The sequence below is a fragment of the Halolamina litorea genome, from assembly GCF_026616205.1.
Lineage (GTDB): Archaea > Halobacteriota > Halobacteria > Halobacteriales > Haloferacaceae > Halolamina > Halolamina litorea.
Window position 1 is genome coordinate 1834077 of the sequence record NZ_JANHGR010000001.1, and the last position, 20885, is coordinate 1854961.

Annotated in this window: 25 protein-coding genes; 8 read left to right on the plus strand and 17 right to left on the minus strand. The window is 69.8% G+C overall.

Annotated elements, in window-relative coordinates:
- On the plus strand, window positions 1–969 hold the full coding sequence (locus NO998_RS09385) for an ornithine cyclodeaminase family protein (RefSeq protein WP_267646855.1): 969 nt from the start codon (window positions 1–3) through the stop codon (window positions 967–969).
- Between the two features lies 1 nt (window position 970).
- Here the strand turns inward: NO998_RS09385 and NO998_RS09390 are convergent, their stop codons facing one another.
- Together NO998_RS09390 and guaB are read right to left on the minus strand one after the other, a co-directional pair.
- Window positions 971–1618, minus strand: a complete 648-nt coding sequence (locus NO998_RS09390; protein WP_267646856.1) for a HalX domain-containing protein — start codon at window positions 1616–1618, stop codon at window positions 971–973.
- A 97-nt stretch (window positions 1619–1715) separates the two neighbouring features.
- Window positions 1716–3203: an IMP dehydrogenase gene (guaB, locus tag NO998_RS09395; protein ID WP_267646857.1), complete on the minus strand. Its 1488-nt coding sequence runs from the start codon at window positions 3201–3203 to the stop codon at window positions 1716–1718.
- A 462-nt stretch (window positions 3204–3665) separates the two neighbouring features.
- Here guaB and NO998_RS09400 point away from each other — a divergent pair, with 462 nt between their 5' ends.
- Entirely contained in the window at window positions 3666–4640 is a 975-nt protein-coding gene (locus tag NO998_RS09400) for a DUF5794 domain-containing protein (RefSeq protein WP_267646858.1), read from the plus strand.
- A 33-nt stretch (window positions 4641–4673) separates the two neighbouring features.
- On the opposite strand, the gene NO998_RS09405 is transcribed toward NO998_RS09400, so the two are convergent.
- From NO998_RS09405 to NO998_RS09415, 3 genes are all read right to left on the minus strand, one after another.
- The gene (locus NO998_RS09405) at window positions 4674–5009 is read right to left on the minus strand and encodes an SHOCT domain-containing protein (protein ID WP_267646860.1); all 336 of its coding nucleotides are present in this window, start codon (window positions 5007–5009) and stop codon (window positions 4674–4676) included.
- 63 nt (window positions 5010–5072) lie between these two features.
- Window positions 5073–5807, minus strand: a complete 735-nt coding sequence (locus NO998_RS09410; protein WP_267646861.1) for an ArsR/SmtB family transcription factor — start codon at window positions 5805–5807, stop codon at window positions 5073–5075.
- Between the two features lie 49 nt (window positions 5808–5856).
- Window positions 5857–7221 carry a glycerate kinase type-2 family protein gene (locus NO998_RS09415; protein WP_267646862.1) on the minus strand — a complete coding sequence of 455 codons (1365 nt, stop codon included), beginning with the start codon at window positions 7219–7221 and terminating at the stop codon, window positions 5857–5859.
- Window positions 7222–7427: 206 nt separating this feature from the next.
- Here NO998_RS09415 and NO998_RS09420 point away from each other — a divergent pair, with 206 nt between their 5' ends.
- From NO998_RS09420 to purM, 3 genes are read left to right on the plus strand one after another with little or no spacing between them, the layout of a single operon-like run.
- Window positions 7428–9095, plus strand: coding sequence for a TraB/GumN family protein (locus NO998_RS09420; RefSeq protein ID WP_267646863.1), 1668 nt, complete (start codon window positions 7428–7430; stop codon window positions 9093–9095).
- Window positions 9092–9772 carry a zinc metalloprotease gene (locus NO998_RS09425; RefSeq protein ID WP_267646864.1) on the plus strand — a complete coding sequence of 227 codons (681 nt, stop codon included), beginning with the start codon at window positions 9092–9094 and terminating at the stop codon, window positions 9770–9772. Before NO998_RS09420 ends, NO998_RS09425 begins: the two co-directional genes overlap by 4 nt.
- Before the next feature lie 39 nt (window positions 9773–9811).
- Window positions 9812–10792, plus strand: coding sequence for a phosphoribosylformylglycinamidine cyclo-ligase (gene purM / locus NO998_RS09430; RefSeq protein ID WP_267646865.1), 981 nt, complete (start codon window positions 9812–9814; stop codon window positions 10790–10792).
- Window positions 10793–10830: 38 nt separating this feature from the next.
- Here purM and NO998_RS09435 read toward each other — a convergent pair whose 3' ends face one another.
- The 8 genes from NO998_RS09435 to NO998_RS09470 all read right to left on the minus strand — a co-directional run bounded on the left by NO998_RS09435 (window position 10831) and on the right by NO998_RS09470 (window position 16411).
- Entirely contained in the window at window positions 10831–11370 is a 540-nt protein-coding gene (locus tag NO998_RS09435; protein ID WP_267646866.1) for a CBS domain-containing protein, read from the minus strand.
- Window positions 11371–11456: 86 nt separating this feature from the next.
- Complete coding sequence (locus tag NO998_RS09440) at window positions 11457–11822, minus strand: DUF555 domain-containing protein (protein WP_267646867.1); 366 nt, start codon at window positions 11820–11822, stop codon at window positions 11457–11459.
- A 52-nt stretch (window positions 11823–11874) separates the two neighbouring features.
- Window positions 11875–12102, minus strand: a complete 228-nt coding sequence (locus tag NO998_RS09445) for a hypothetical protein (protein WP_267646868.1) — start codon at window positions 12100–12102, stop codon at window positions 11875–11877.
- An 89-nt stretch (window positions 12103–12191) separates the two neighbouring features.
- Entirely contained in the window at window positions 12192–12620 is a 429-nt protein-coding gene (locus NO998_RS09450) for a GtrA family protein (RefSeq protein WP_267646870.1), read from the minus strand.
- Entirely contained in the window at window positions 12621–14063 is a 1443-nt protein-coding gene (locus NO998_RS09455; protein ID WP_267646871.1) for a sulfatase, read from the minus strand.
- Window positions 14064–14390: 327 nt separating this feature from the next.
- Window positions 14391–14681, minus strand: a complete 291-nt coding sequence (locus tag NO998_RS09460) for a chorismate mutase (RefSeq protein ID WP_267646872.1) — start codon at window positions 14679–14681, stop codon at window positions 14391–14393.
- Window positions 14678–15568: a shikimate kinase gene (locus NO998_RS09465; protein WP_267646873.1), complete on the minus strand. Its 891-nt coding sequence runs from the start codon at window positions 15566–15568 to the stop codon at window positions 14678–14680. The genes NO998_RS09460 and NO998_RS09465 overlap by 4 nt, the downstream gene beginning before the upstream one ends.
- A 63-nt stretch (window positions 15569–15631) precedes the next feature.
- The gene (locus NO998_RS09470) at window positions 15632–16411 is read right to left on the minus strand and encodes a GHMP family kinase ATP-binding protein (protein WP_267646874.1); all 780 of its coding nucleotides are present in this window, start codon (window positions 16409–16411) and stop codon (window positions 15632–15634) included.
- A 105-nt stretch (window positions 16412–16516) separates the two neighbouring features.
- Here NO998_RS09470 and NO998_RS09475 point away from each other — a divergent pair, with 105 nt between their 5' ends.
- A complete protein-coding gene (locus NO998_RS09475; RefSeq protein ID WP_267646875.1) occupies window positions 16517–16804 on the plus strand; it encodes a DNA-directed RNA polymerase subunit L in 288 nt (95 codons plus the stop codon).
- 35 nt (window positions 16805–16839) lie between these two features.
- Window positions 16840–17871 (plus strand): lysylphosphatidylglycerol synthase transmembrane domain-containing protein, encoded by a 1032-nt coding sequence (locus NO998_RS09480; RefSeq protein WP_267646876.1) that lies wholly within the window; start codon window positions 16840–16842, stop codon window positions 17869–17871.
- 114 nt (window positions 17872–17985) lie between these two features.
- Here NO998_RS09480 and hisF read toward each other — a convergent pair whose 3' ends face one another.
- Window positions 17986–18801, minus strand: a complete 816-nt coding sequence (gene hisF, locus NO998_RS09485; protein WP_267646877.1) for an imidazole glycerol phosphate synthase subunit HisF — start codon at window positions 18799–18801, stop codon at window positions 17986–17988.
- Window positions 18802–18988: 187 nt separating this feature from the next.
- Here hisF and NO998_RS09490 point away from each other — a divergent pair, with 187 nt between their 5' ends.
- The gene (locus NO998_RS09490) at window positions 18989–19123 is read left to right on the plus strand and encodes a DUF7128 family protein (RefSeq protein WP_267646878.1); all 135 of its coding nucleotides are present in this window, start codon (window positions 18989–18991) and stop codon (window positions 19121–19123) included.
- A gap of 10 nt (window positions 19124–19133) precedes the next feature.
- Here NO998_RS09490 and NO998_RS09495 read toward each other — a convergent pair whose 3' ends face one another.
- From NO998_RS09495 to NO998_RS09505, 3 genes are all read right to left on the minus strand, one after another.
- Window positions 19134–19550: a hypothetical protein gene (locus tag NO998_RS09495; RefSeq protein WP_267646879.1), complete on the minus strand. Its 417-nt coding sequence runs from the start codon at window positions 19548–19550 to the stop codon at window positions 19134–19136.
- A gap of 25 nt (window positions 19551–19575) precedes the next feature.
- Complete coding sequence (locus tag NO998_RS09500) at window positions 19576–20013, minus strand: DUF5796 family protein (protein ID WP_267646880.1); 438 nt, start codon at window positions 20011–20013, stop codon at window positions 19576–19578.
- An 87-nt stretch (window positions 20014–20100) separates the two neighbouring features.
- The gene (locus NO998_RS09505; RefSeq protein WP_267646881.1) at window positions 20101–20880 is read right to left on the minus strand and encodes a DUF5803 family protein; all 780 of its coding nucleotides are present in this window, start codon (window positions 20878–20880) and stop codon (window positions 20101–20103) included.
- Window positions 20881–20885 lie beyond the last annotated feature (5 nt).

Genomic DNA, 20885 nt, shown 5'->3' on the forward strand with positions numbered 1-20885 from the left:
ATGCGCGTGCTCTCCGACGACGACGTTGCGAGCCTGCTGGACCTCGGGGAACTGCTACCGGAGGTCGAGCGGGCCCTCCGCAAACAGGGCCGCGGCGAGACCGAACGGCCGGAGCGCCCCCACTTCCCGGTCGGCGCCGGGCTCGACGGTGAGGAGCCGCTCGGGACGGGGCTCACGATGCCGGCGTACATCCACGGCGACGACCACTACGCTACCAAGCTTGCGAGTGTCCACGAGAGGAACGCCGACCGCGGGCTGCCGACGGTGCAAGCCCAGATCGTACTCACCGACGCCCGAACCGGGGAGCCGGCCGGGCTGCTGGCTGGTACCCGGATCACGAACGCCCGGACCGGCTGTATCGGCGGGCTGTCGGCGAAACGGCTGGCGCCCGGTGACGGGGCGGTCCGGCTGGGGATCATCGGCGCCGGCACACAGGCCCGTTGGCAGGCGCGGGCTATCGACGCCGCTCGGGGCGTGGAGCGAGCGCGGGTCTACTCGCCGAGTGAGTCGCGGGAGGCGTGTGCTGCGGACCTCCGAGGGGCGGGTATCGACGCCGGGGCGGTTGACTCCCCCCGAGCGGCAGTCTCGAACGCGGACGTGGTGGTCACGGCGACGACGGCGACCGAGCCGGTGTTCCCCGGCGACGCACTGGCACCGGGAACCCTCGTCGTCGCCGTCGGCGCGTACACTGCCGAGATGCGCGAACTGGACGAGGCGACAGTCTCGCGGGCCGCGCGACTGTTCGCGGACGTTCCCGAAGAGGCGGCGGGGACCGGCGACTTCCCAGCCCACGACGCGTCGGCGTTCACGCCGCTATCGGCGGTCGTTGCGGGGTCTGCGGGGCGGGAATCGGCGGACGACGTGCTCGTGGTCGGCTCAGTCGGCTCGGCCGTGCTCGATGCCGCGGCGGCGACGGCGCTGTTCGAGCGGGCTGTATCGGAACACGTCGGGCGTCGGCTCCCCCTTTGAACTACTCCTGGACGCCGCCGAAGGGGTCCTCGTCGACGTCACCGGCCGACCGCTCGACGCCGTCGTCGAAGGGGTCGTCGACCTCCTCGAACTCGCGGAACAGCGAGTCGAAGGCCTTCTGATCATCCATCGAGGAGATGGTCGTGTCGAGGTCCTCGCGGAGTTCGGCCAGACGGGCTTCGAGCTCCTGGTACTCCGCGTTCTCGTCGAGTTCGGTGTCGGTCTTCTCGGACTCGAGCAGCGCCTTCTTCGAGGCCAGCGAGAACAGCTCTTGGACCCCGGCGTCGTACGTACTTCGGCGCTCTAAGTCGCCGACGGTGTCGAGAAGCTCCTCCCGGGCGACCGGCTTGACGAGGTAGTCGTCGAAGCCCATCTGGAGCACGTCGAAGTCGGGTTCGACCGCGGTCACCATCGCGACCTGACAGTCGATGCCGCGCTCGCCGATGGCGTCGAGCACCTCGTCGCCCGAGAGGCCGGGCATGCGCCGGTCGAGCAGCACCACGTCCACCTCGGCGTCGAGGTTCTCGAGGGCTTCGCGACCGCCGTACGCGGTGCGAACGCGGTAGCTATTGCCGAGCCACGCGGCATAGAGATCGGCCAGATCGGACTCGTCCTCGACGACGAGCACGAGAGGGAGGTCTTCGCTCATCGGATACTGGGAGCAGTTGGCTCTGCCAGAAGACAGTCGTCCGTCTATATCAAAATACCCCTTCGTGGCCCGTGATCCCCGAGGGCCACCGATCGGGTTACTCGCTCGGGCTGTAGTTGGGTGCCTCGTCGGTGATCATCACGTCGTGGGGGTGGCCCTCGGTCTGGCCGGCCGAGGAGACGCGGACGAACTCGGCGCGCTCCTTGAACGCCGGGATCGTTTCGGCGCCGACGTAGCCCATCCCCGACTGCATGCCGCCGACGAGCTGGTGGAGTTCGGAGGCCAGCGTGCCCGTGTAGGGCGTCGCCGCCTCGACGCCCTCGGGGACGTACTCCTCGTCGTTCTCCTCCTTGAGGTAGCGCTCGCCGCCGCCGGACTGCATCGCGCCGACGGAGCCCATCCCGCGGTACTGCTTGTACTTCTTGCCGTTCATCGTGATGACGCGGCCGGGCGCCTCGTCGGTGCCGGCGAAGTAGGAGCCGAGCATCACCGCGTCGGCGCCGGCGGCGATGGCCTTGATCGCGTCGCCGGAGTAGCGGATCCCCCCGTCGGCGATGACGGGCACGTCGTGCTCGCTCGCCACGTCGGCGACCTGTGCGACGGCGGTGATCTGGGGCATCCCGGCGCCGGAGACGACGCGGGTGGTGCAGATGCTGCCCGGCCCGATGCCGACCTTGAGGCCGTCGGCGAAGTCGACGGCGGCCTCGGCGGCCTCCTTGGTCCCGACGTTGCCGACGACCACGTCGGCGTCGACGGTCTCGGCGATGGCGCGCGCCGAGTCGAGGACGTTGAGGTTGTGGGCGTGGGCACAGTCGATGAACAGCACGTCGGCGCCCGCCTCGTCGGCGGTGACGGCGCGCTCGTCGTCGAACGGGCCGACGGCGACACCGACGCGGAGGCGGCCGTCCTCGTCGCGGGCGGCGTTCTCGTTCTCACGGCGAGCGAGGATCCCCTGCATCGTCACGAGGCCGACGAGGTGCTCCTCGTCGTCGACGATGGGGACGCGTTCGATCTTGTGGTCGTACATCAGTTCGAGCGCGTCGCGGGCGCTCACGTCCTCGGGGGCGGTGACGACTTCGTCGGTCATCGCCTCGCGGACCTCGTCGCTCTCGCCGACCTCGAGGTAGGGACGGATGTCGGTGCCGGAGATGATCCCCAGCACGGTGTCCTCGTCGTCGACGACGGGCGCGCCGGAGACGCCCTCGCGCTCCATCATCGCGTCGACGTCGCTGATCGTCGCCTCCGGGGCGGCGGTGACGACGTTCTCGCGTCGGATCACGAGTTCGTCGGCGCGCTTGACCTGCGTGATGGACGCCTCCATCTCGTCGGTCGTCATGTTCTGGTGGAGGACGCCCAGGCCGCCCTCGCGGGCCATCCCGATGGCCATGCCGGCCTCGGTGACAGTGTCCATCGCCGCCGAGAGGATGGGGATCTGGAGTTCGACGTTCTTCGAGACGCGCGTCGACACGTCCGCCGCGTCGGGTTCGACGCGGCTCTCCATCGGGCGCAGTAGGACGTCGTCGAACGTCAGTGCCTCCGGTACTCGTAGCTTCTCCGAGAAGGGTTCCGACTCGTTGCTCTCCATGTAGCCGGTGGCGGGTCTCGGCCCAAAAACGTTCCGAGACGAACGGCCCCATGGCTCCCGCCCACACGGGTGAACAGCCGTGATAGACCCGCTACCTGCCGTCGGCGGGGAGCGACCCCGAACGGGACCTCGATGATCGACGTATCTTCAGTTTTTGCCCCCGAACGGCGATGGGTCGTAGACGAACGGCCAGTTTTGCCGAAGATACGGGTGTGGTTATGGGGGTCTCTCTCACGCAACGTTTATCGGGTTCTCGGAAGAATCAGTAGGTATGGACGTCGACTGTTCCGCCACGTCGCGTATCGCCGGCCACCCGAACGCACGCGCCGTCGATTCCCCGAAACCGACGTGGCGAACACTTCGAAGTCCACTCCCGACATTTACAGGATCCACGTTCTTCGGCGGCTATCCGGAATCGGGAGATCAACGCCGTTCGGCCACGGGTGAGGCCGCCAGCTAGTCGTGAGTGTCTCTGACCACCCGATAGCGCTTCGCCTCCAGCAACGCGTCGGCGGCCCGACTAAGCTCCTCGCGACCGTCATGGGGCTCCCCCTCGTCGACGGGATCTTCCCCGCGCTGGTCATCGCCGGCGCGCTGACGACCGAAGCCGGCGCCCTCGACCCGGGCGGCGTCATCCAGACCGGCCTCCTCATCTTCGGTGGCTCGGCGACCGTCGCCGTCATCCTCGCCGAGATGGACGGCTCCCGCGCCGAGAAGGTCTCCTCCGTCCTCCTGCTCGGTGCGGTGTTGATCCCGGTCGCCGTCGTCGAGGCGGCGTTCGCGGAGACGCTCCGTTCGGTACTCGACTTCGCTACCTTCCAGCGCTTCGCCGCGGTGGTGATCCTCGCCATCGCCGCCAAGACCGCGAGCGCCGAGATCGGGACCTACATCCCCAGCCCCGGCACCGTGATCGTGTTCGGGCTGATCGCCAGCGTCCGTCCCGCCGGGGCGGAGTTGGTCGTCACCGTCGAACCCTCGACGCTGCTGGCGGCCGCCGGCGCCGCCGGCACGGGCGTCGCGTTCGCCCTCGCCGTCGCGCTCGCGGCGCCGCAGCTACGTGGCGTCGTGGATCTGGACCGCTTCCGCTTCGGGAGTTCGGTGGCACTGGGTGTCCTGGCCATCGAAGTGCTCGGCCTGATGCCCGTCGAACAGCCGGTCGCGCTGGCGGTGCTCGGCGTGAGCGCCGTGTTCGCGTACGACCCCGACGCTCAGGTCGGCGCCGACCCCGGGGCGGCCGCGAGCGAGTTCGACTACACCGTCGACGCCCAGAGCGAGGACCGCCCCGTCGACGGCCCGACTGAGTTGACGGCGCGTGACTACCCCGAGGACCGTGACGAGACCGTCTTCGGTGCCGACGGCGGCACCGAGGTCGACGTCGAGGACCGCCCCGCTGACGCCCCTTCCACCGACGAGCCCGAACGCCCGCCGTACCTGTAACGTCGGCGTTCGGACCCCTACGGGCCTCACTATTCAGTTCTCTGACTCGAGAAGCCCCGCGCGCTCCCGGTACTCGTCGGGACTCACTTCCCCCCGAGCGAGTGCCAGCCGGAGCGCGTCCCGGGCGGCATCCCGTCGTCCCTCTCGGACCAACCGAGCGGCGGTAGCGGTACCCAGAACGAACACGACGAAGACGACGACGAGCCAGCCGACGACGAGGGCGTCCGTGAGCGTCGAGTCGACGGGTCCCGTGTCGCTGGGCAACCCGACCAGTATGGGGATCAGGAGGACGATGGCGAGCATCGGGAGCAGGATTACCGACGTGCTGGCGAGAACCGGCCACTCCAAGGTGTTGCCGTCGGAACTCATACCGACGCTACGCCCGCGGCCCACTTGGTTATACGCCGGATGCCGGGACCGCGCGCCGGCGGCTCACCGGCTCCGGAGCCACCAGACGGCGCCGACGCCGAGTAACACCGTCAGCCCGCCGAGGAAGAAGAGGAGTCCCGGCGGGAGGGAAATCGCCGCCTGGGCTGCCGCCGAACTGGTCGGCTCGGCGGCCTGCGTCGAAGTGGCAACGGCCTCCGCGGTCGGCGTGGGCGTCGCCTCCGCGATGCTTATGCCGCCACCGCTCTCCGGCGTCGGCGTCGGTGTCGACGACGCCGTCGCCGCGAGGTCGGCGTCAGCTCCCTGATCGGCCGGCGGGGCGCTGGCGGTCCCGAACGGCAACGACAGGTCGCCGAAGTACGCCTGTACGAGTACGCTCGTCAGCCCCAGCGCCGCGATGGCGCCGATGAGTCTGGAGAGGGCGGCTTTCAGGCCGGTCGTGTCGTCCTCGGTGCCGGCGTAGACGATCAGCGGCGCGTCCGCCGGGCCGTACACCTGCATCTCGCGGCCCTTCTCCGAGTAGACCGTGTCCACCGGCTCGATCAGGCCGGCGTCTTCGAGTTTGCCGATGTGGTACTGGGCGTTCTGCAGCGAGAGGTCCTGTCGGTCGGCGATGCCCGAGGGGGTGGCGGGGTCGTCGTGGAACGCCCGCAACATCGACCGGGCGGTGTCCGAGGAGAGCGCGGCGAGGGTTTCGCCCGCCTCGTCGCTGTCGACGCCGAGCACCCGTGGTTCGGGGTCGGGGTCGGCGTCCGGGGTGGAGGGTAGGAGGTCGACCATGCAGTCCCAGTTTTACACGCTGGGTTGAAACTCTGTCCCCTCCCTGTGGTCAGTTGTCCGGGATCACGAGCACCCTGAGGTCGTCGACGTTGGTCCCGGTCGCGCCGGTGACGAGGGCGGCGCCCCGCGCGTCGAGGAAGGGCAGGGAGTCGTTCCGGTCGAGCGCCTCCCGCGCGGCGTCGGTATCGGTGACGGTGCCGGCGTCGATCAGTCCACCCGCGGCGTCGGTGTCGCCGTCGCGGCCGTCGGTGTCGACGCTCGCGACCACCACGGTGGCACCCGCGTCGTCCGGCGCCTCCGCGAGCGCCAGCGCCGCCGCGAGCGCGAACTCCGTGTTCGGACCCCCCTCGCCCTCGCCGTGGACGTCGACCGTCGTCTCGCCACCCGAGAGGAGGACAGCCGGGGGTTCGACCGGTTCGTCCGCGACCGCGGCTTCCTCGGCGATGGCGACGTGAGTCGGCGCGGCGTCGCGGGCACCGCCACGCACACGAGCGGAGAGCACGCATGGCTCGTAGCCCGCCTCCCGGGCGGCCTCGGCCGCGGCGTCGATAGCCGTCCGGTTGCTGGCGACGACGAGCGTGATCGCGTCGGCGACCGTCGAGTCCCGACCGGGCGTCTCGTCGTAGTCGCCCGCCGAACCGGCGTCGAGGTGCGTACGGGCCTCCGGCACGTCGACGCCGTACCGCGTGAGGACCGCCAGCGCGTCCTCGTAGGTGGTCTCGTCCGGGGCAACCGGCCCGGAGCCGATCACGGAGGGCGCGTCGCCGATCACGTCACTGATCGCGAGGCCGACCACCGTTCCGGGCTCGACGGCGGTCGCGAGCCGTCCCCCCTTGATCCGGGAGAGGTGCTTGCGGACCGCGTTGATCTCGCCGATCTCTGCGCCGCTGTCGAGCAGCGCGCGGCTGGTCCGCCGGAGGTCACCCACGGAGAGGTCCCCCGCGGGCGCAGCCAGCAGAGCGCTCGCGCCGCCGGTGACGACCGCGAGCACGAGCGTCCGCTCGTCGGCCGACTCGGCCAGTTCGAGCAGCCGTTCGGTGGCGTCGACGCCCTCGGGCGTGGGAACGGGGTGGCCGCCGCCCGCGATCTCGACGGCCCCGATCGATTCGCCGACTTCGGGGTCGTCCTCCGGGACGACGATCAGGCCGTCGGTGATCCGGTCGCCGAGACAGTCGTCGACCGCCCGGACCATGCCGGCGGCCGCCTTCCCCCCGCCGAGGACGAGGATCCGATCGTAGTCGGCGAGGGGGACGCTCGTTCGCTGGTCGCTGGCGATTTCGAGGCGGCCGTCGGTGGCCGAGAGGGCGCTACGGGTCGCACGCTCGGGGTCGACGCCCCGGATCCCGGCCGCGAGGCAGTCGAGGGCCACCTCGTGGGCGGGTGATCGGGCGTGAGTCTCGCGGTTCCGGAACATGACTGAAACTGTGACTGCGGCGAGCAAAACGGTTCGGGGTGTCCCGCCGCTTCGTGCTGGCCCTCCTCGCGTCTGTGGGGCTGGCATAGTCGTACACCGGAGCTACCGATCACGGCGATCCAGCGTCGAGGCGGCCTGACGCCGACTGGGAGGGACGGGACCGCGGTTCGTCACGGTAAAGGCCCGTGGGCGCCGAACCGCTGCCAATGAGTGAATCGGACGGCAGCGTGCGGGTCGTCGGGACCGCGCACGTCTCCGCCGAGAGCGTCCGGGAGGTCGAGGAGACCATCGAGGAGGAGCAACCGGACGTGGTCGCCGTGGAGTTGGACGAGGGCCGCTACAGCCAGATGCGCGGTGAGGAGCCCGAGGACCTCTCAGCGGGCGACCTGCTGGAGGGCAACACCGTCTTCCAGTTCCTCGCCTACTGGATGCTCTCCTACGTCCAGGCCCGGATGGGCGACCGCTTCGACATCCAGCCCGGCGCCGAGCTACTGGCGGCCGTCGAGACTGCCGAGGAACACGGCATCGATATCGAGCTCGTCGACCGGGACATCCAGGAGACGGTCCGGCGCTTCTGGGACCGTATGACGCTGTTCGAGAAGCTACGGGTGGTCGGCTCGCTGGCGTTCGGGATCACCGATCCCCGGATCGGCGGCGTCACCTTCGGCCTGCTCGTCGGGGTCGTCGTCGGCCCGCTGCTGGGTATCTTCGGCGGTGCGCTCGGGATCACTCAGCCGCTGCTGGTGAGCCTCACCGGCGGGGCGCTGCTGGCGCTGGTCTCGGGCTACCTCCTCTCGGAGGTCACGTTCCGGGCGCTTGAGGACGACGCGCTGGCACTCGGCGTCGCCGGCGGCGGCGGGTTCGCGGTCGGCGCGGTCGGCGGGTTCGGACTCGGGCTGACTGACCCGCTCGTGACCCGTTACCTCGGCGACTTCGTGATCACCGCGGTCGGGTCGATGACGCTCGGGCTCGGCGGGGGGCTCGTCGTCGGTGGCGTCGTCGCCGCCCTGATGAGCGTGTTCCTCGGGAGCGGCGAGCCGGCCGACGAGGAACTGGAGGCGTTCGACCCGCAGGAGCTGACCGACTCCGACGTGGTGACGGCGATGATGGAGGAGTTCCGGCAGTTCTCCCCCGGCGGCGCCGAGGCGCTGATCGACGAGCGCGACGCGTTCATCGCCCACAACCTCGTGGCCCTGCGCGAGCAGGGAAAGGACGTGGTCGCTGTCGTCGGCGCCGGCCACCGGGAGGGGATCGAGGGCTACCTCGAACGCCCCGGGACGCTGCCGCCCAAGGAGACGCTCACGGGCGAGGAAGAGAGCCTCCTCCCGTGGGGGAAGATCATCGCGGTCGGTATCACCGGCGCGTTCGTGGCCTTCTTCGTGCTGCTGGCGATGGCGGGCGTCGAGAACCGCTTCCTGCTCGAACTGTTCGCCGCGTGGTTCGTCGTCAACGGCGTCTTCGCCGCGGGGCTGGCGCGGTTGGCGGGCGCACGCTGGCCGTCGGCGCTGGTCGGCGGCTCGGTCGCGTGGCTCACATCGGTCAATCCGCTGCTGGCCCCGGGCTGGTTCGCGGGCTACGTTGAACTGCGCTACACGACGGTCAACGTCGGCGACATCGAGACGCTGAACCGGCTGCTCGACGATCAGGAGACGCCGATCGGGGAGCTGATCCGGCAGATGTTCGCGGTGCCGCTGTTCAAACTCATCATGATCGTCGGCCTGACGAACATCGGGAGCTTCATCGCTTCGTTCCTGTTCGCGCTTTACGTCCTGCCGGCGTTCTTCGGAGACATCGGCGGCGTGGCGGCGGTCCCCGAACTGCTGATCGACGGGGCCCAGAACAGCGCTCGGACGATCTGGGGGTGGGTCGCATGAGCGCGCCTCGGGGCGACGTCGACGGACGCGGCGGCTTCGAGCCGTCGCTGCGCTTCTCTGCCTCGGAGCTACAGGACCTGCTGATTGCGTGGCTCGCGCTCGGCTTCGCGTTCGCGGTCTTCTTCGCCGGCGGCGGGAACGCCGCCGTCTCGCTGATCACCGGGAACCCCGGCGGCTTCGCCGTCGCGCTCGTCGTCTCGCTGCTGACCGCCGGCGTGGGGTTCCTGCTCCACGAACTCGGCCACAAGGTCGTGGCGGTCAGGTACGGCAACGTCGCCGCGTTCAAAGCTGACTACAACATGCTGTTCCTCGCGGTGATGAGCGCCTTCCTCGGCTTCATCTTCGCCGCGCCGGGTGCAGTCCACCACCGCGGCCGGATCACCGAGCGCCAGCACGGCCTGATCGCGCTGGCCGGCCCGGTCGTCAACCTCGTGCTCGCGGCAATCTTCGTCCCGATCTGGATCGGCGGTCTCGTCGCCGGGATCGACCTGCTGACGCTTCTGGGTGGTCGCGGGCTGGCGGTCAATCTGTTCCTCGCCGCGTTCAACCTCATCCCCTTCGGCGCCCTCGACGGGAAGACCATCCTCGACTGGAGCAAGCTTGCGTGGGTCGGCGCCTTCCTGCCCAGCGCCGCGATCACGGTGTTCGTCGTGTTCGTGCTCGGTGTCGGCTTCTGAGTCGGAGGGCTTTTGCGCCACCCTCCCGCCGCTTCAGCCATGACCGACGAGGAGGGGCTGACCTACGCCGACGCGGGTGTCGACATCGCCGACAGTGAGGCCGCGACGGCGGCGCTGGTCGGGGCCGCCGGCGCCGCCGGGGAAGGCACCGACAGCGACTACGCGGGGCTGCTCGACATCGGCGACCGCTACCTCGCGCTGGCGACCGACGGCGTCGGCACGAAACTGCTCGTGGCCGAGGCCATGCGTGACTACTCGACGGTGGGGATCGACTGCATCGCGATGAACGCCAACGACCTCGTGGCGGCGGGCGTGCGCCCGGTGGCGTTCGTCGACTACCTCGCCGTCGACGAACCCGACGAGACGTTCGCCGAGCAGGTCGGCCAGGGCCTCGCCGCCGGCGCCGAGGCTGCCGACCTCGAACTGGTCGGCGGCGAGACGGCGGTGATGCCGGAAGTGATCCGCGGGCTCGACCTCGCGGGCACCTGCGCGGGGCTCGCTGCGAAGGACGCCGTCTTCGAGGGGAGCGCCGAACCGGGCGACGCGCTCGTGGGCTGGGAGTCCTCGGGCATCCACTCGAACGGCCTCACGCTCGCTCGCGAGGCCGTCACCCGCGAGTACCAGTACACCGACCCCTACCCTGGCGAGCGCTACGACGCCGTCGGCGACGCTCTGCTGGAGCCGACCCGGCTCTACACCGACCTGCTGGACCCGATGCGCGCACACGGCGTCCGCGCGGCGGCCCACGTCACCGGCGGCGGCTGGACGAACCTCGACCGGCTCGGCGAGTTCCACTACGAGATCGAGGACCCGTGGCCGCCGAGAGAGGTCTTTGACTTCGTGCAGGACCTCGGCGACGTGAGCGACGAGGAGATGCACCGGACGTTCAACATGGGCACCGGCTTCGTCGCCGCCGTCGACCCCGAGGAGGCCGACGCGCTGGCCGGCGAGACCGACGGGCGCGTGATCGGGCACGTCGAGGAGGGCGACGGCGTGGCGATCCGCGGGCTGGAGCTATAGGCGGCGACAAGCGGGGTTTCTTCGCTGGCGCCGACCGATCAGGAGAGGTGGCTGGCGATATCGGCTTCCGTGATGATCCCGACGGCCTCGCCGCCGTCGGTGACGATGACTGCCTTGTAGTGGTCGAGCAGGTTCCGGACCTCGTCGACAGTCGCGTCGGCGCCGACGGTCGGGAACGACTCGCTCATCACCTCGGCGACGGGAAGGTCGCCGACGTTCTCGCCGGCGTGGATCACGTCCGACTGGGAGATCGATCCCACCGGGACGCCGTTCTGGATCACCGGCAGCTGTGAGAACGCCTCCTCGTCCATCAGGTCGACCGCGTCGCTCACCGAGTCGTCCGGGCTGACGTTGACCACGTCCTCGTGCATGAGGTCCGTGGCGCGGACGACCTCGCCCTCGGCGGCGTCGAGGGCCTCGACGATCCGTCGGAGCGTCGAGAGCCGCGGGTCCACGTCGTCGTTCTCGACGCGGGCGATCAGCGGCTGGGACACGTCGGCGCGTTCGGCCAGTGCGGACTGGGTCAACCCGACCGCGTTCCGCCGCTCGCGCAGGTCCTCGGGTGTCGGCAGTTCCATGCCCGCGAATAACTAGGGGTAATTTGAAAGCGTTTCGGAGCGCGCCGGGGGAACGGTCCACCGGCTGAACGGGTTCGACGCCGCCGTTACTCGTCGTCGTCGTCGCCTTCGCCGGTCTCGATGGTCTGGATGACTTCGAGCGGCACGTCACGCAGGGCGCCCCCGACCTCGCTCTTGGCGATGCGGGTGGCGTGCTCCTCGTTCTCGGCGTTGAAGATGTCGATCTCGAGCACCAGTCCGACGAGGGCGCTGCTCGCGGCGATGAACGCGGAGTCGAACGGCTCGCCACAGGCCGGGCAGTCGGTCAGCCCGACCTCGACGTCGACGTACTCCTTGTCGGCCTCGTTGAGTCGGCGACCCGACTCCGAGACGGCGACGCCGATGGCGTCGTCGATGTCCTCGACGTCTCGCACGAGCCACGCTGCCTCCATCACGACGTGATAGTTGCTCATACGTGGTCGAGTGGCCTGCCGACGTTAACTCCAGCGAAGCGAGGACGAGCGCTCAGTCGCTGGTCGCGCCCTCCGGATCCCCCTTGTGCTGGAGGTTTCGGTTGTCCCGCGCCTCGGTCGGCGTCGCCGGCAACGGCTCGGCGTCGACCTCCTCGGCCGGCCGGCCGGTGTAGGCGTGTCCCCGATGCTCCGCGCAGTGTGCCATCGCGTCGTGCGAGCCCTCCCACGGACCCGCGTCACACTCCTCGGTCGTACAGACGAAGACGATGTCTCCCGGCATCCCACACTGGCGAACACTACTGATTCGGATAAGACTATGCCCCGAACCCGACTGCCGTCGCCGTGTTTGGTGTCACTCCGGGACCGCACTCAGGTCCGGCCCCACGTCCACCGCACGTCGAGGACGTACCGGTAGACACCGCTGAGGAGGATGGCGACCGCGTTGGCCAGCAGGTACTGGATGCCGAGCCAGTCGACCAGCCCGTAGAGCACGCCGAGTTGGATCGGGATGGCGGTCCCGCGGACGAGGTTCGTCTTGAGCAGCCCCGTCAGGTACGCCCGGACCCCGGAGTTCTGCATCGCCGCGAACGTCCAGGCGTTGTTGAGGACGTACGTCATCACGATCGTGATCTCGATGGCGATGGTCGCCCCGACGAGGTAGTTCATCCCGCCGCGGTCGACGAACAGCCAGAGCAACAGCATCTGGACGCCGGCGGTGCTCGCACCGACCATCGTGTACCGTCGAAGCTGAACGGCGAGCGGACCGCTCAGGAGGCTGCGCAAGTACGAACGGAGCATCTATCGGTAGCCCAACGCCTCCAGACGGTGTTCGAGGTCCTCGTCGACCTCGCCGTCGTCGCCCGCCCCGTCGTGGGTACGGAGGCGTTCGGCGTGGGCGCGTGCGATGGCGTCGAACTCCTCGATCACCTCCTGCTGGTCGGGGGTGGGATCGGACACGAGGTTCGTCGCCTGCTCGGGGTCGTCGGGGCGACTGTAGAGCTCCTGGTCGCCCGTGTCGACGTTCCGGATGTAGGTCCACTCGGCGTCGCGGACGCTGACGAACAGGTCGCCGTCCTCGAGCGAGCGCGGGATCGGCTGGCTGGTCACCTCCTCGCCCCGGACCGTGACCGAGACGACCGGCTCGTCGGCCGGCGGTTCGTCGGCCGGTGGCCCGTCGTCGACGACACTCGGCGTGAAGCTCGTTCCCTCCCACGAGTCGGGGGCGTCGACACCCAACAGCTCCGCCACCGTCGGCGGGATGCCGTCGAGGCCGACCTGCTGGGAAACGCGGCCGCCGTCCTCGCCGGGGAGGTTCACGATCAGCGGGACGTGGATCAGTTCGTCGTAGAGCTTCGGGTAGTGAGCGAGGTGGCCGTGTTCCTGGAACTCCTCACCGTGGTCGCCGACGACGATGACCGCCGTCTCCTCGGCGACGCCCGCGGCCTCCAGAGTGTCGAGCACGCGGCCGACGCTGGCGTCGACCTGCCGGACCGCCGCCTGGTAGAGCGTGCGGAGGTCACGGAGCGTTCGCTCGCCGACGTTCCAGCCAAGCCCCGTGCGGGTGTGGGCGTGGATCATCCGGTGGGTGCCGAGCAGGCCGTCGGAGACCTCCCGGATGTAGCGGGGGGCTGGGACGTACGGCGTGTGGGCGTCCATGTAGTGGAGCCAGAGGAAGAACGGACCGTCCGTCCCTTCGATGTAGTCCGTCGCGGCGTGCTCAACGTCGAACATCCGCGAGGTGTCGAGGAACGGTCGCTCGTCGGTGCCGCCGCGGAGCCACGAACCGAGCCGCCGGATCGGCGAGGTGGCGAACTGGAGCCACGCCTCGACGGTCGGGTGGGTCGCGAGGTACTTGCTGTAGATGCTGGAGCCGACGCTGGCGACGAACGGCTCGAACTCCTCGAAGCCGTCGTCGTAGCCCCAGTGGGAGGTCAGGAAGCCGTTGGCGGCGTTGAAGCCGGCCGTCGAGACCCCGGCGTCGGCGAGGGTCTCAGCGAGCGTCTCGACGCCGTCGACGCCGATGCGGCCGGTGTCGGCGAAGACGGGACGGGACGCGAGGATCGACGGGAACGAGAAGGGGGTCCAGTTCCCGGTCGCAAAGGCGTGGTCGAACGTCGTCCCGCGCTCGGCAAGGTCGTCGAACACGGGGGTGTGGCGGTCGTCGTCGTAGGCACCGACCGCATCCGCTCGCAGCGAGTCGACCGTGACGAGCACGACGTTCGAGATGTCTGAGTGAGCCATGGTGGTGCTCCCCCTGTCCGCGACGGCGCGGTGAGAACGGACGCGGATACGCGACGGCGAGCCATATACGTGCCTCCCCGTCGCGGACAGGGGGTGTCTCTCGGTAGATACGTGGGGGGTATTTACGGGTTTTTCTGTTTACTCCGACCGCCGATCGGCGAATCAGACGGTGCGGGCGGCTCCGGTCCCAGTCGGCGGACCGGCTCGGTCACGGTCGCCGAGCGTGGCGCAGTAGACGGGTAATGGTTCCGATAGTGTGCCCGATAGGTCCGGTAAGGAGGGGCAGGACGGTGCGCGAACGGTGAGCCCGCAAGCACCATGTCCCTGCTACCGACTCTCTCGCTGTTCGACCTTGTTCAGTTCGATCAGCAGTCGGAAGATGGCCTTCACGAGGTTCGACTCCACGTCGAAGCGCTCGGCGTTCTCGCCGGCCCGGTCCATCACGGCCTGCTCCTGACTTTCGTCGGTCGTCGGGAGGTCCTGCTGGGCTTTCACGTCGGCGATGGTGTCGGCGACGTAGGTTCGCTGGGCGATCAGTTCGACCAGTTCGCGGTCGATCTGCTGGATCTCCTCGCGCAGTTCGTCCAGAGTCATGTCGTCGGGTGTGCGTTCGCTCATAGGTATCTGCCTCCGGTGGGTCGGGTCTCGGTCCGCAACGTCTCGCCCGGCCGCTCGCTCCAGCGCTCCTCGACCGCTTCGAGCCCCTCGGGCTCGCCGACGGCGACGACGCTCGGGCCGGTCCCCGAGAGCGAGACGCCCTCGACGTGGGGCATCGCCTCGACGGCGGGGTCGGCCGAGAAGCCCAGCGCCGCCGAGAAGGCGAGACCGTTGACCGTCATCGCCCGGCCGTACTCGCCGTCGAGTGCGAGCGTTTCGACCAATCGGGCCATCGGTGCCACCAGTTCACAGCGGTCGGCGTCGGCGTCGGCCGAGTACGCTCGCTCGGGCGGGGTCCAGACCAGCGCCGCCCAGTCGACCTCCTCGCGGGCGAGCAGTTCGTCCGCGGTGTTGTCGGTGACGGTGAGCCCGCCGAGCATCGACGCGCTGGCGTCGTCGAACGCCCCGGTGACGGTGACGCCCGCCTCGCGGGCGGCGGCGACGCCGATCCGGCAGGCCTCCTCGTGGTCGACGATGCCCGCGAGCCCGAGGGCGTCGGCGGTCGCCAGTACGGTCGCGTTCGCGGCCGCCGAGGAACTCTTCAGACCCGCCGCGGTCGGTACCTCGCTCTCGGTTCGGACCGTGCCACCGACCGCGGCCGGGTCGGCAGCGGGAAGGTCGGCGGCGGCCGGGTCGTCGCCCCAGCGCTCGACCGCGAGGGTCACGCAGCGCTCGATCAGTTCGGTGTCGGCGTCGGGCTGACCGTCGATCGTACCCGACACGGCGCCGGAGCCGTCGAGTTCGACGTGGGCGCTGGTCTCGATGTCGAGCGCGAACGCCGAGCCTCGCCCCGTGGCGAGCGCGTTGAGCACCGTGCCCGCACCGGGCGCGGCGGCGTGGCCGTCCATGCCCTGACAGGGGGCGTTCCCGGCTTGAATATGGTGGTCCCGGTCAGCGTCTCCCGGAACGCGCTACAGCAGTCGCGCGCCGGCCGTCGAGACCCGGGTTCGGTTCGGCAGCACGTCCTCGGCGCCGACGGCGAGCACCGTCTCGCCCAACATCGCCATCGTGGCGACGCCGCCGGCGTCCTCGACGCGGACCACGTCGGCGGCGACTCGGTCGGTCGGGAGGCCGAGAGCCTCGGCGAACGGCCACGACTCCCCGACGACGTCCCGAACGGTCGGCGGCTCAGGGAGCGAGTCGAGCACCGCCCCACCCTCCTCGCGCACCGCCGCCATCAGCGCCTCGTCGGCGAGCGCGTCGGCGGTCGGGAGCCCGCCGTAGGAGGCGAACTCGACGGGTGCGTCGGTCTCGACGCGCTGGCGGCCGCTCCCCACGTTGTAGACCAGCCCGCCGGCCTCCTGTACGTACACGTCGCCGAGACCGGTGCCGGCGTCGACCTCCGCCGCGTGACTGTGTTCGAGCAGTTCCTCGCGGGCGTGGCCGAGGTCGAACCGTTCGTTCGCCGCGAGCGCGGTCGCCAGCGTCGCCGCGCCGCTGGCGCCGAAGCCGGCGCCGATGGGGACCTCGGGCTGTACGTCGACGAGAGCGGCGACGCCGAGGCGATCGAGGAGCCCCTCGACGGGCTCGAAGCTCGTGGGCTCACCGTCGACGGTGACGGCGGACTCGGTCGCTGCCTCCACGGCGACGGTGACGCCGGCTTCGAGGGCGACGCTCGCACCGCGGGCGCCGTCGGCGACATCGTCGGGCGCGAACACGGCCGTCACGCTGGCCGGGGCGAATGCGTCCATACCCGGTGGAGGCGGCCGGCGTAGTTGAATCCGTCCCATCCGGCGTCCGACGGTCGAAATCACCGAGGCGTAACACTCAAACGCCGACCCCGACAACCCAGAGGCATGGAACTGCGGGTCATCGAGAAAACCGAGGAGGAACTCCGCATCGAGGTCGCCGGCGAGGGGCACACGTTCATGAACGTGCTGAAGGGCACCCTGCTGGAGAACGACAAAGTCGCCGCCGCGACCTACGACGTGAACCCCGAGCAGTCGGGGGGCCAGACCGACCCGATCCTCTCGGTCAAGACCGAGGACGGCGCCGACCCCCTCGACGTGCTCGAGGAGGCCGCCGGGGACGTGAGCGCGAAGACCGACACGCTGCGGGCCGCGTTCGAGGACGCCGCCGTCTGAAACTTCTTTCCGAGTCCTCTGTGTAGTCGGGGTGAATGACGACCGTCGCCGACCGGGAGACGCTGCTCAAGTCCGGCGCGGGCTTTGCCCTCGCGGGGCTGGTGATCTACCTGTTCGGACGCGTCCTCGGCTGGGCGGCCGTCACCGAGACGCTCGGCGAGGCCGACCCGCGGTGGATCGCTGCCGGCGCGGCCTCGACGCTGCTCTGTCTCGGGACGTGGACCGGCAGTTGGCAGCGGGTTCTCGCGGGCGTCGGCGTGCGGATCCCGTGGTCGTCGCTGGTCGTCGACTACTACGCCGCCACGTTCGTCAACTACGTCACGCCGCTCGGGCGCACCAGCGGCGCCCCGGTGTCGGCGTACGTCCTCTCGACGGACCACCGCGCGCCCTATCGGGAGGCGCTGGCGACGGTCGCCACGGTGAGTACGTTCAACGTCGCCCCGATGCTCACCTTCGCCGGCGTCGGCGCCCTCGCGGTGGCCCGGCGCGGCGACGTTCCCGGTGAGGTGACGCCGTTCCTCGCCGCCATCGGGGGGCTGTGTGTCGCCCTCCCGCTGCTCGCTCTGGTACTGTGGCACCAGAGCGAGCGTGTCGTCGGCACCGTCACCCGGGCCGCGACGTGGCTCTCCGCCCGGACGAGCCACGTCGATCCGACTGGGATCGAACGCCGGGTAACGGAGTTCTTCCTGTTGCTGGACCGCTTCGGGAACGCGCGGTGGCGGCTGGTGGAACTGTTCGTCCTGTCGTACGTCGGGTGGACGCTGTTCGCGGCGCCGATGTGGTTCGCCGCGAAGGCACTGGGGGTCCACCTCGATCCGCTGTTGGTGGCGTTCGTCGTCCCGACGAGTACGCTCGCCAGCGTCGTCCCGACCCCCGGCGGCGTCGGCGGGGTCGAGGCGGCCATCGTGGGACTGCTCACGGGACTGACCGGCGTGTCGGCGGCGACGGCCGGCGCGATCGCGCTGCTCTACCGGCTCTCGGGTTACTGGTTCGTGATCGCCGTCGGCGGCCTCGCGGCCCTCCGGGTCGGCGCGCGGAGCAGCCACGAACCGCATGACGTGCACTAACCGGTTGCGTGGGACCGGGGTCAGAGCCGGGGAGTCGAACCGTCGAACACACGGCGAAGAAGTCGACGAGCGCTCGGCGAACGCGGTCGCGAGAGGCGGTCGAGAGGAGCCGACTCAGAGACGGACCGGGATACCGCGCTCGGCGAGGTACTGCTTGACCTCCTGAATGGTGTACTCGTCGTAGTGGAAGATGGAGGCAGCGAGGCCGGCGTCGGCGCCGGCCTCGGTGAACACCTCGTACATGTCGGCGGGGGAGCCACAGCCCGAGGACGCGATGACGGGCGTCGAGACGGCGTCACAGACCGCCGAGGTGAGCGGGATGTCGTAGCCGTCCTCGGTACCGTCCTTGTCGATGGAGTTGACGAACAGTTCGCCGGCACCGCGGGACTCGGCCTCCTCGGCCCACTCGACGGCGTCCATTCCGGTACCCTCGCGGCCGCCCTTGACGGTGCACTCGAACCAACAGGACTCGCCGTTGACCCGCTCGTAGTACTCGCCACCCTCGTCGTAGCGCCGGCGGGCGTCGAGGGAGATGACGATACACTGGGAGCCGAAGGCCTCGGCGCCGCGGTCGATCAGGCTCGGGTCGGCGATGGCGCCGGAGTTGATGCTGACCTTGTCCGCGCCGGCCCGGAGGGTCTCCTTGACGTCGTCGGTGGTGCGGATGCCGCCGCCGACGGTGAGGGGGATGAACACCTCGTCGGCGACCTGCGAGACGGTGTCGAGCATCGTCTCGCGGCCCTCGGCGCTGGCGGTGATGTCGAGGAAGACGAACTCGTCGGCGCCGGCCTCGTTGTAGCGCTTGGCCATCTCCACCGGGTCGCCGGTGTAGTCGAGGTTCTCGAAGTTGACGCCGGTGTAGACCGCCGGCTCGCCGTTCTCGTCAACGTCCACGTCGATGCAGGGGATGACCCGTTTGGTGAGCGTCATTGTGTGGGCTGGGCGGGTTCGGTCGGGGCTCCGCGCATACCCGACGGTGAGAGAGCCACCCATTTGCACGTTACGGAAAGGGCGATTCAGCGGAGTGCCACGGCCGGCGACTGGGAGCGATCCGCGGGGAGAGCGGGTCGTTCCGGTCGCCGGAAGCGATTTACGCAGTCCGGCCCCACATCGGGACATGGTCGAAGCCACGGAGCGCGACGGAATGACGTGGTACCAGTGTGAGGACTGTGGCCTGCTGTTCGACAACGAGAGCGACGCCAGCCAGCACGAGGAGAACTGTGCCGGCGACGATCCCTCGTACCACCAGTAACGTCGGTCGATCAGCTACGGCGCCGGCTCGCGATGGCCGGCACCACCCATTCGGTGACCAGCGCTCCCGCGAACAGCCCAGTGGCCGCGCCCGCGATCCACACGAACGACGCCGCCGACAAGCCCACCAGTTCGCTGTACGCGACGAAGGCGACGACGGCGGCGACGAACGCCCCGACCGCGATTCGGTCGGCCGTCGATCCCTGGTTTTCCGCCGCACTCACCCCAGTGTACTCGTAGGCGAGCGCGAGGGCGCCGCTCGCGAGGGTTCCGAGACCGACCGCGAGTGTCGGAAACGGGTCGGCGAGCGCGAGGAGGCCGCCGCCGAAGACGACTGCGGGGGCGCCGTAGACGAACAGCGGGTGCTCGGGGAGGAACTCCACGAGCACGTCGCCGATGAGGTCACCCAGCAACGGTCCGGGGTTCAAACGGGGTGCAGTTAGGTTTTCGGGCTCAGGCGTCGTCTTCGGCGACGATTTCGAAGCTCTGCTCGCCCCAGTCGTCCTCGACGAACACGAACACCCGGCCACGAGCGACCTCGGGGTCGGCCTCGATCTCGATCCGCCGGGCCTCGCCGTGGTGTGCGGTGACTCCCGGGAACACCTCCTCGGTCTCGTCGGGGTCCAGCATCACTCGGCCGACGCCGGTGTCCTCCAGGATCTCGTCTTCGGTTTTGAGGTCGTTGATGTAGAGCATCACGCCCTCGGTCTCGGTCGGGTCGGTCACGAGCAGGTGACACTCCTTGCCGGGCCCGGTCCGGATCGAGCCGGGTTCGGCGCTGGGGACGCCCCGGTAGAGGGTCTCGCGGCCGTCGGCGTACTCGACGACGATCCCCTCCTCGCGGAGGTCGACTCCGACGGTGCCGGGTGGCACGTCGTTCCGGTTGGACATACTCGGGCTACCGCCCGCGAGCGCAAAAAGGACCGCGTCCCGCGGTTGGGGCCGGCGGCAGGCGTCGGCGGTTGGGGTCGCCGTGGATCAGCGCATCCCCGGCGGCGGGCCGTCGTCGTCGTCCCGTTCGACGTCGACGTTCAGGCCCATCTCCTCGCGCTGTTCGCGGAGGGCCTGGATCTTGCGACGGTAGTAGACGCCGCCGGCGACGCCGACGCCGAGCAGTCCGACCAGCAGGCCGGTGAACAGCTGGACGTCACGCGGGAGGTAGTACCGCACCGCCATCGTCTCCCCGGAGATGCTTCCCCACGTGATGGTGAGCCGTCCGTCGAGGGTCGCCGTCGAGTCCGGCGCGGGGACGATCCGTCCGAACAGCGGGATGGACGCCTCGCGGCCCTCCGGCAGCACGAGTGTGTAGGAGCCACCCTCGACGGCGATGGGGTGGGTGAACTGCTTGGGCGCGCCGTCGCCGGAGTAGGCGAGCCGACCGTCATCGCCCGGCGGCTCGATGACGAGGGCGTTGTTCTGCGTGCCGACGGAGCCGCCGTGGTCGTCGAACGCCGACCCGTTGATGACCGTCCCGTTGGGGTAGCGGTAGCGCAACGAACGGATCGTCACCGGGGTGTCGGTGCCGAGGAAGCCGCCGGTGGAGAGCCGGAGGCTGTCGTTGATCGCCGAAACGTCGTACACCGCGCGGTAGGTGGCGCTCTGGGTGACGGTGATGTGCACGTCGGTGGTCGTCTCCCAGTCGTAGGCGGCGTCGGGCGCCCGGTCGAGTCGGTCGTCGCTCGCGGGGCCGCCGCCGAGGCAGCCACTCAGAACGACCAGCCCGACCAGCGCGGCCAGTCCGAGGTGTCGACGGTTCATCGGTT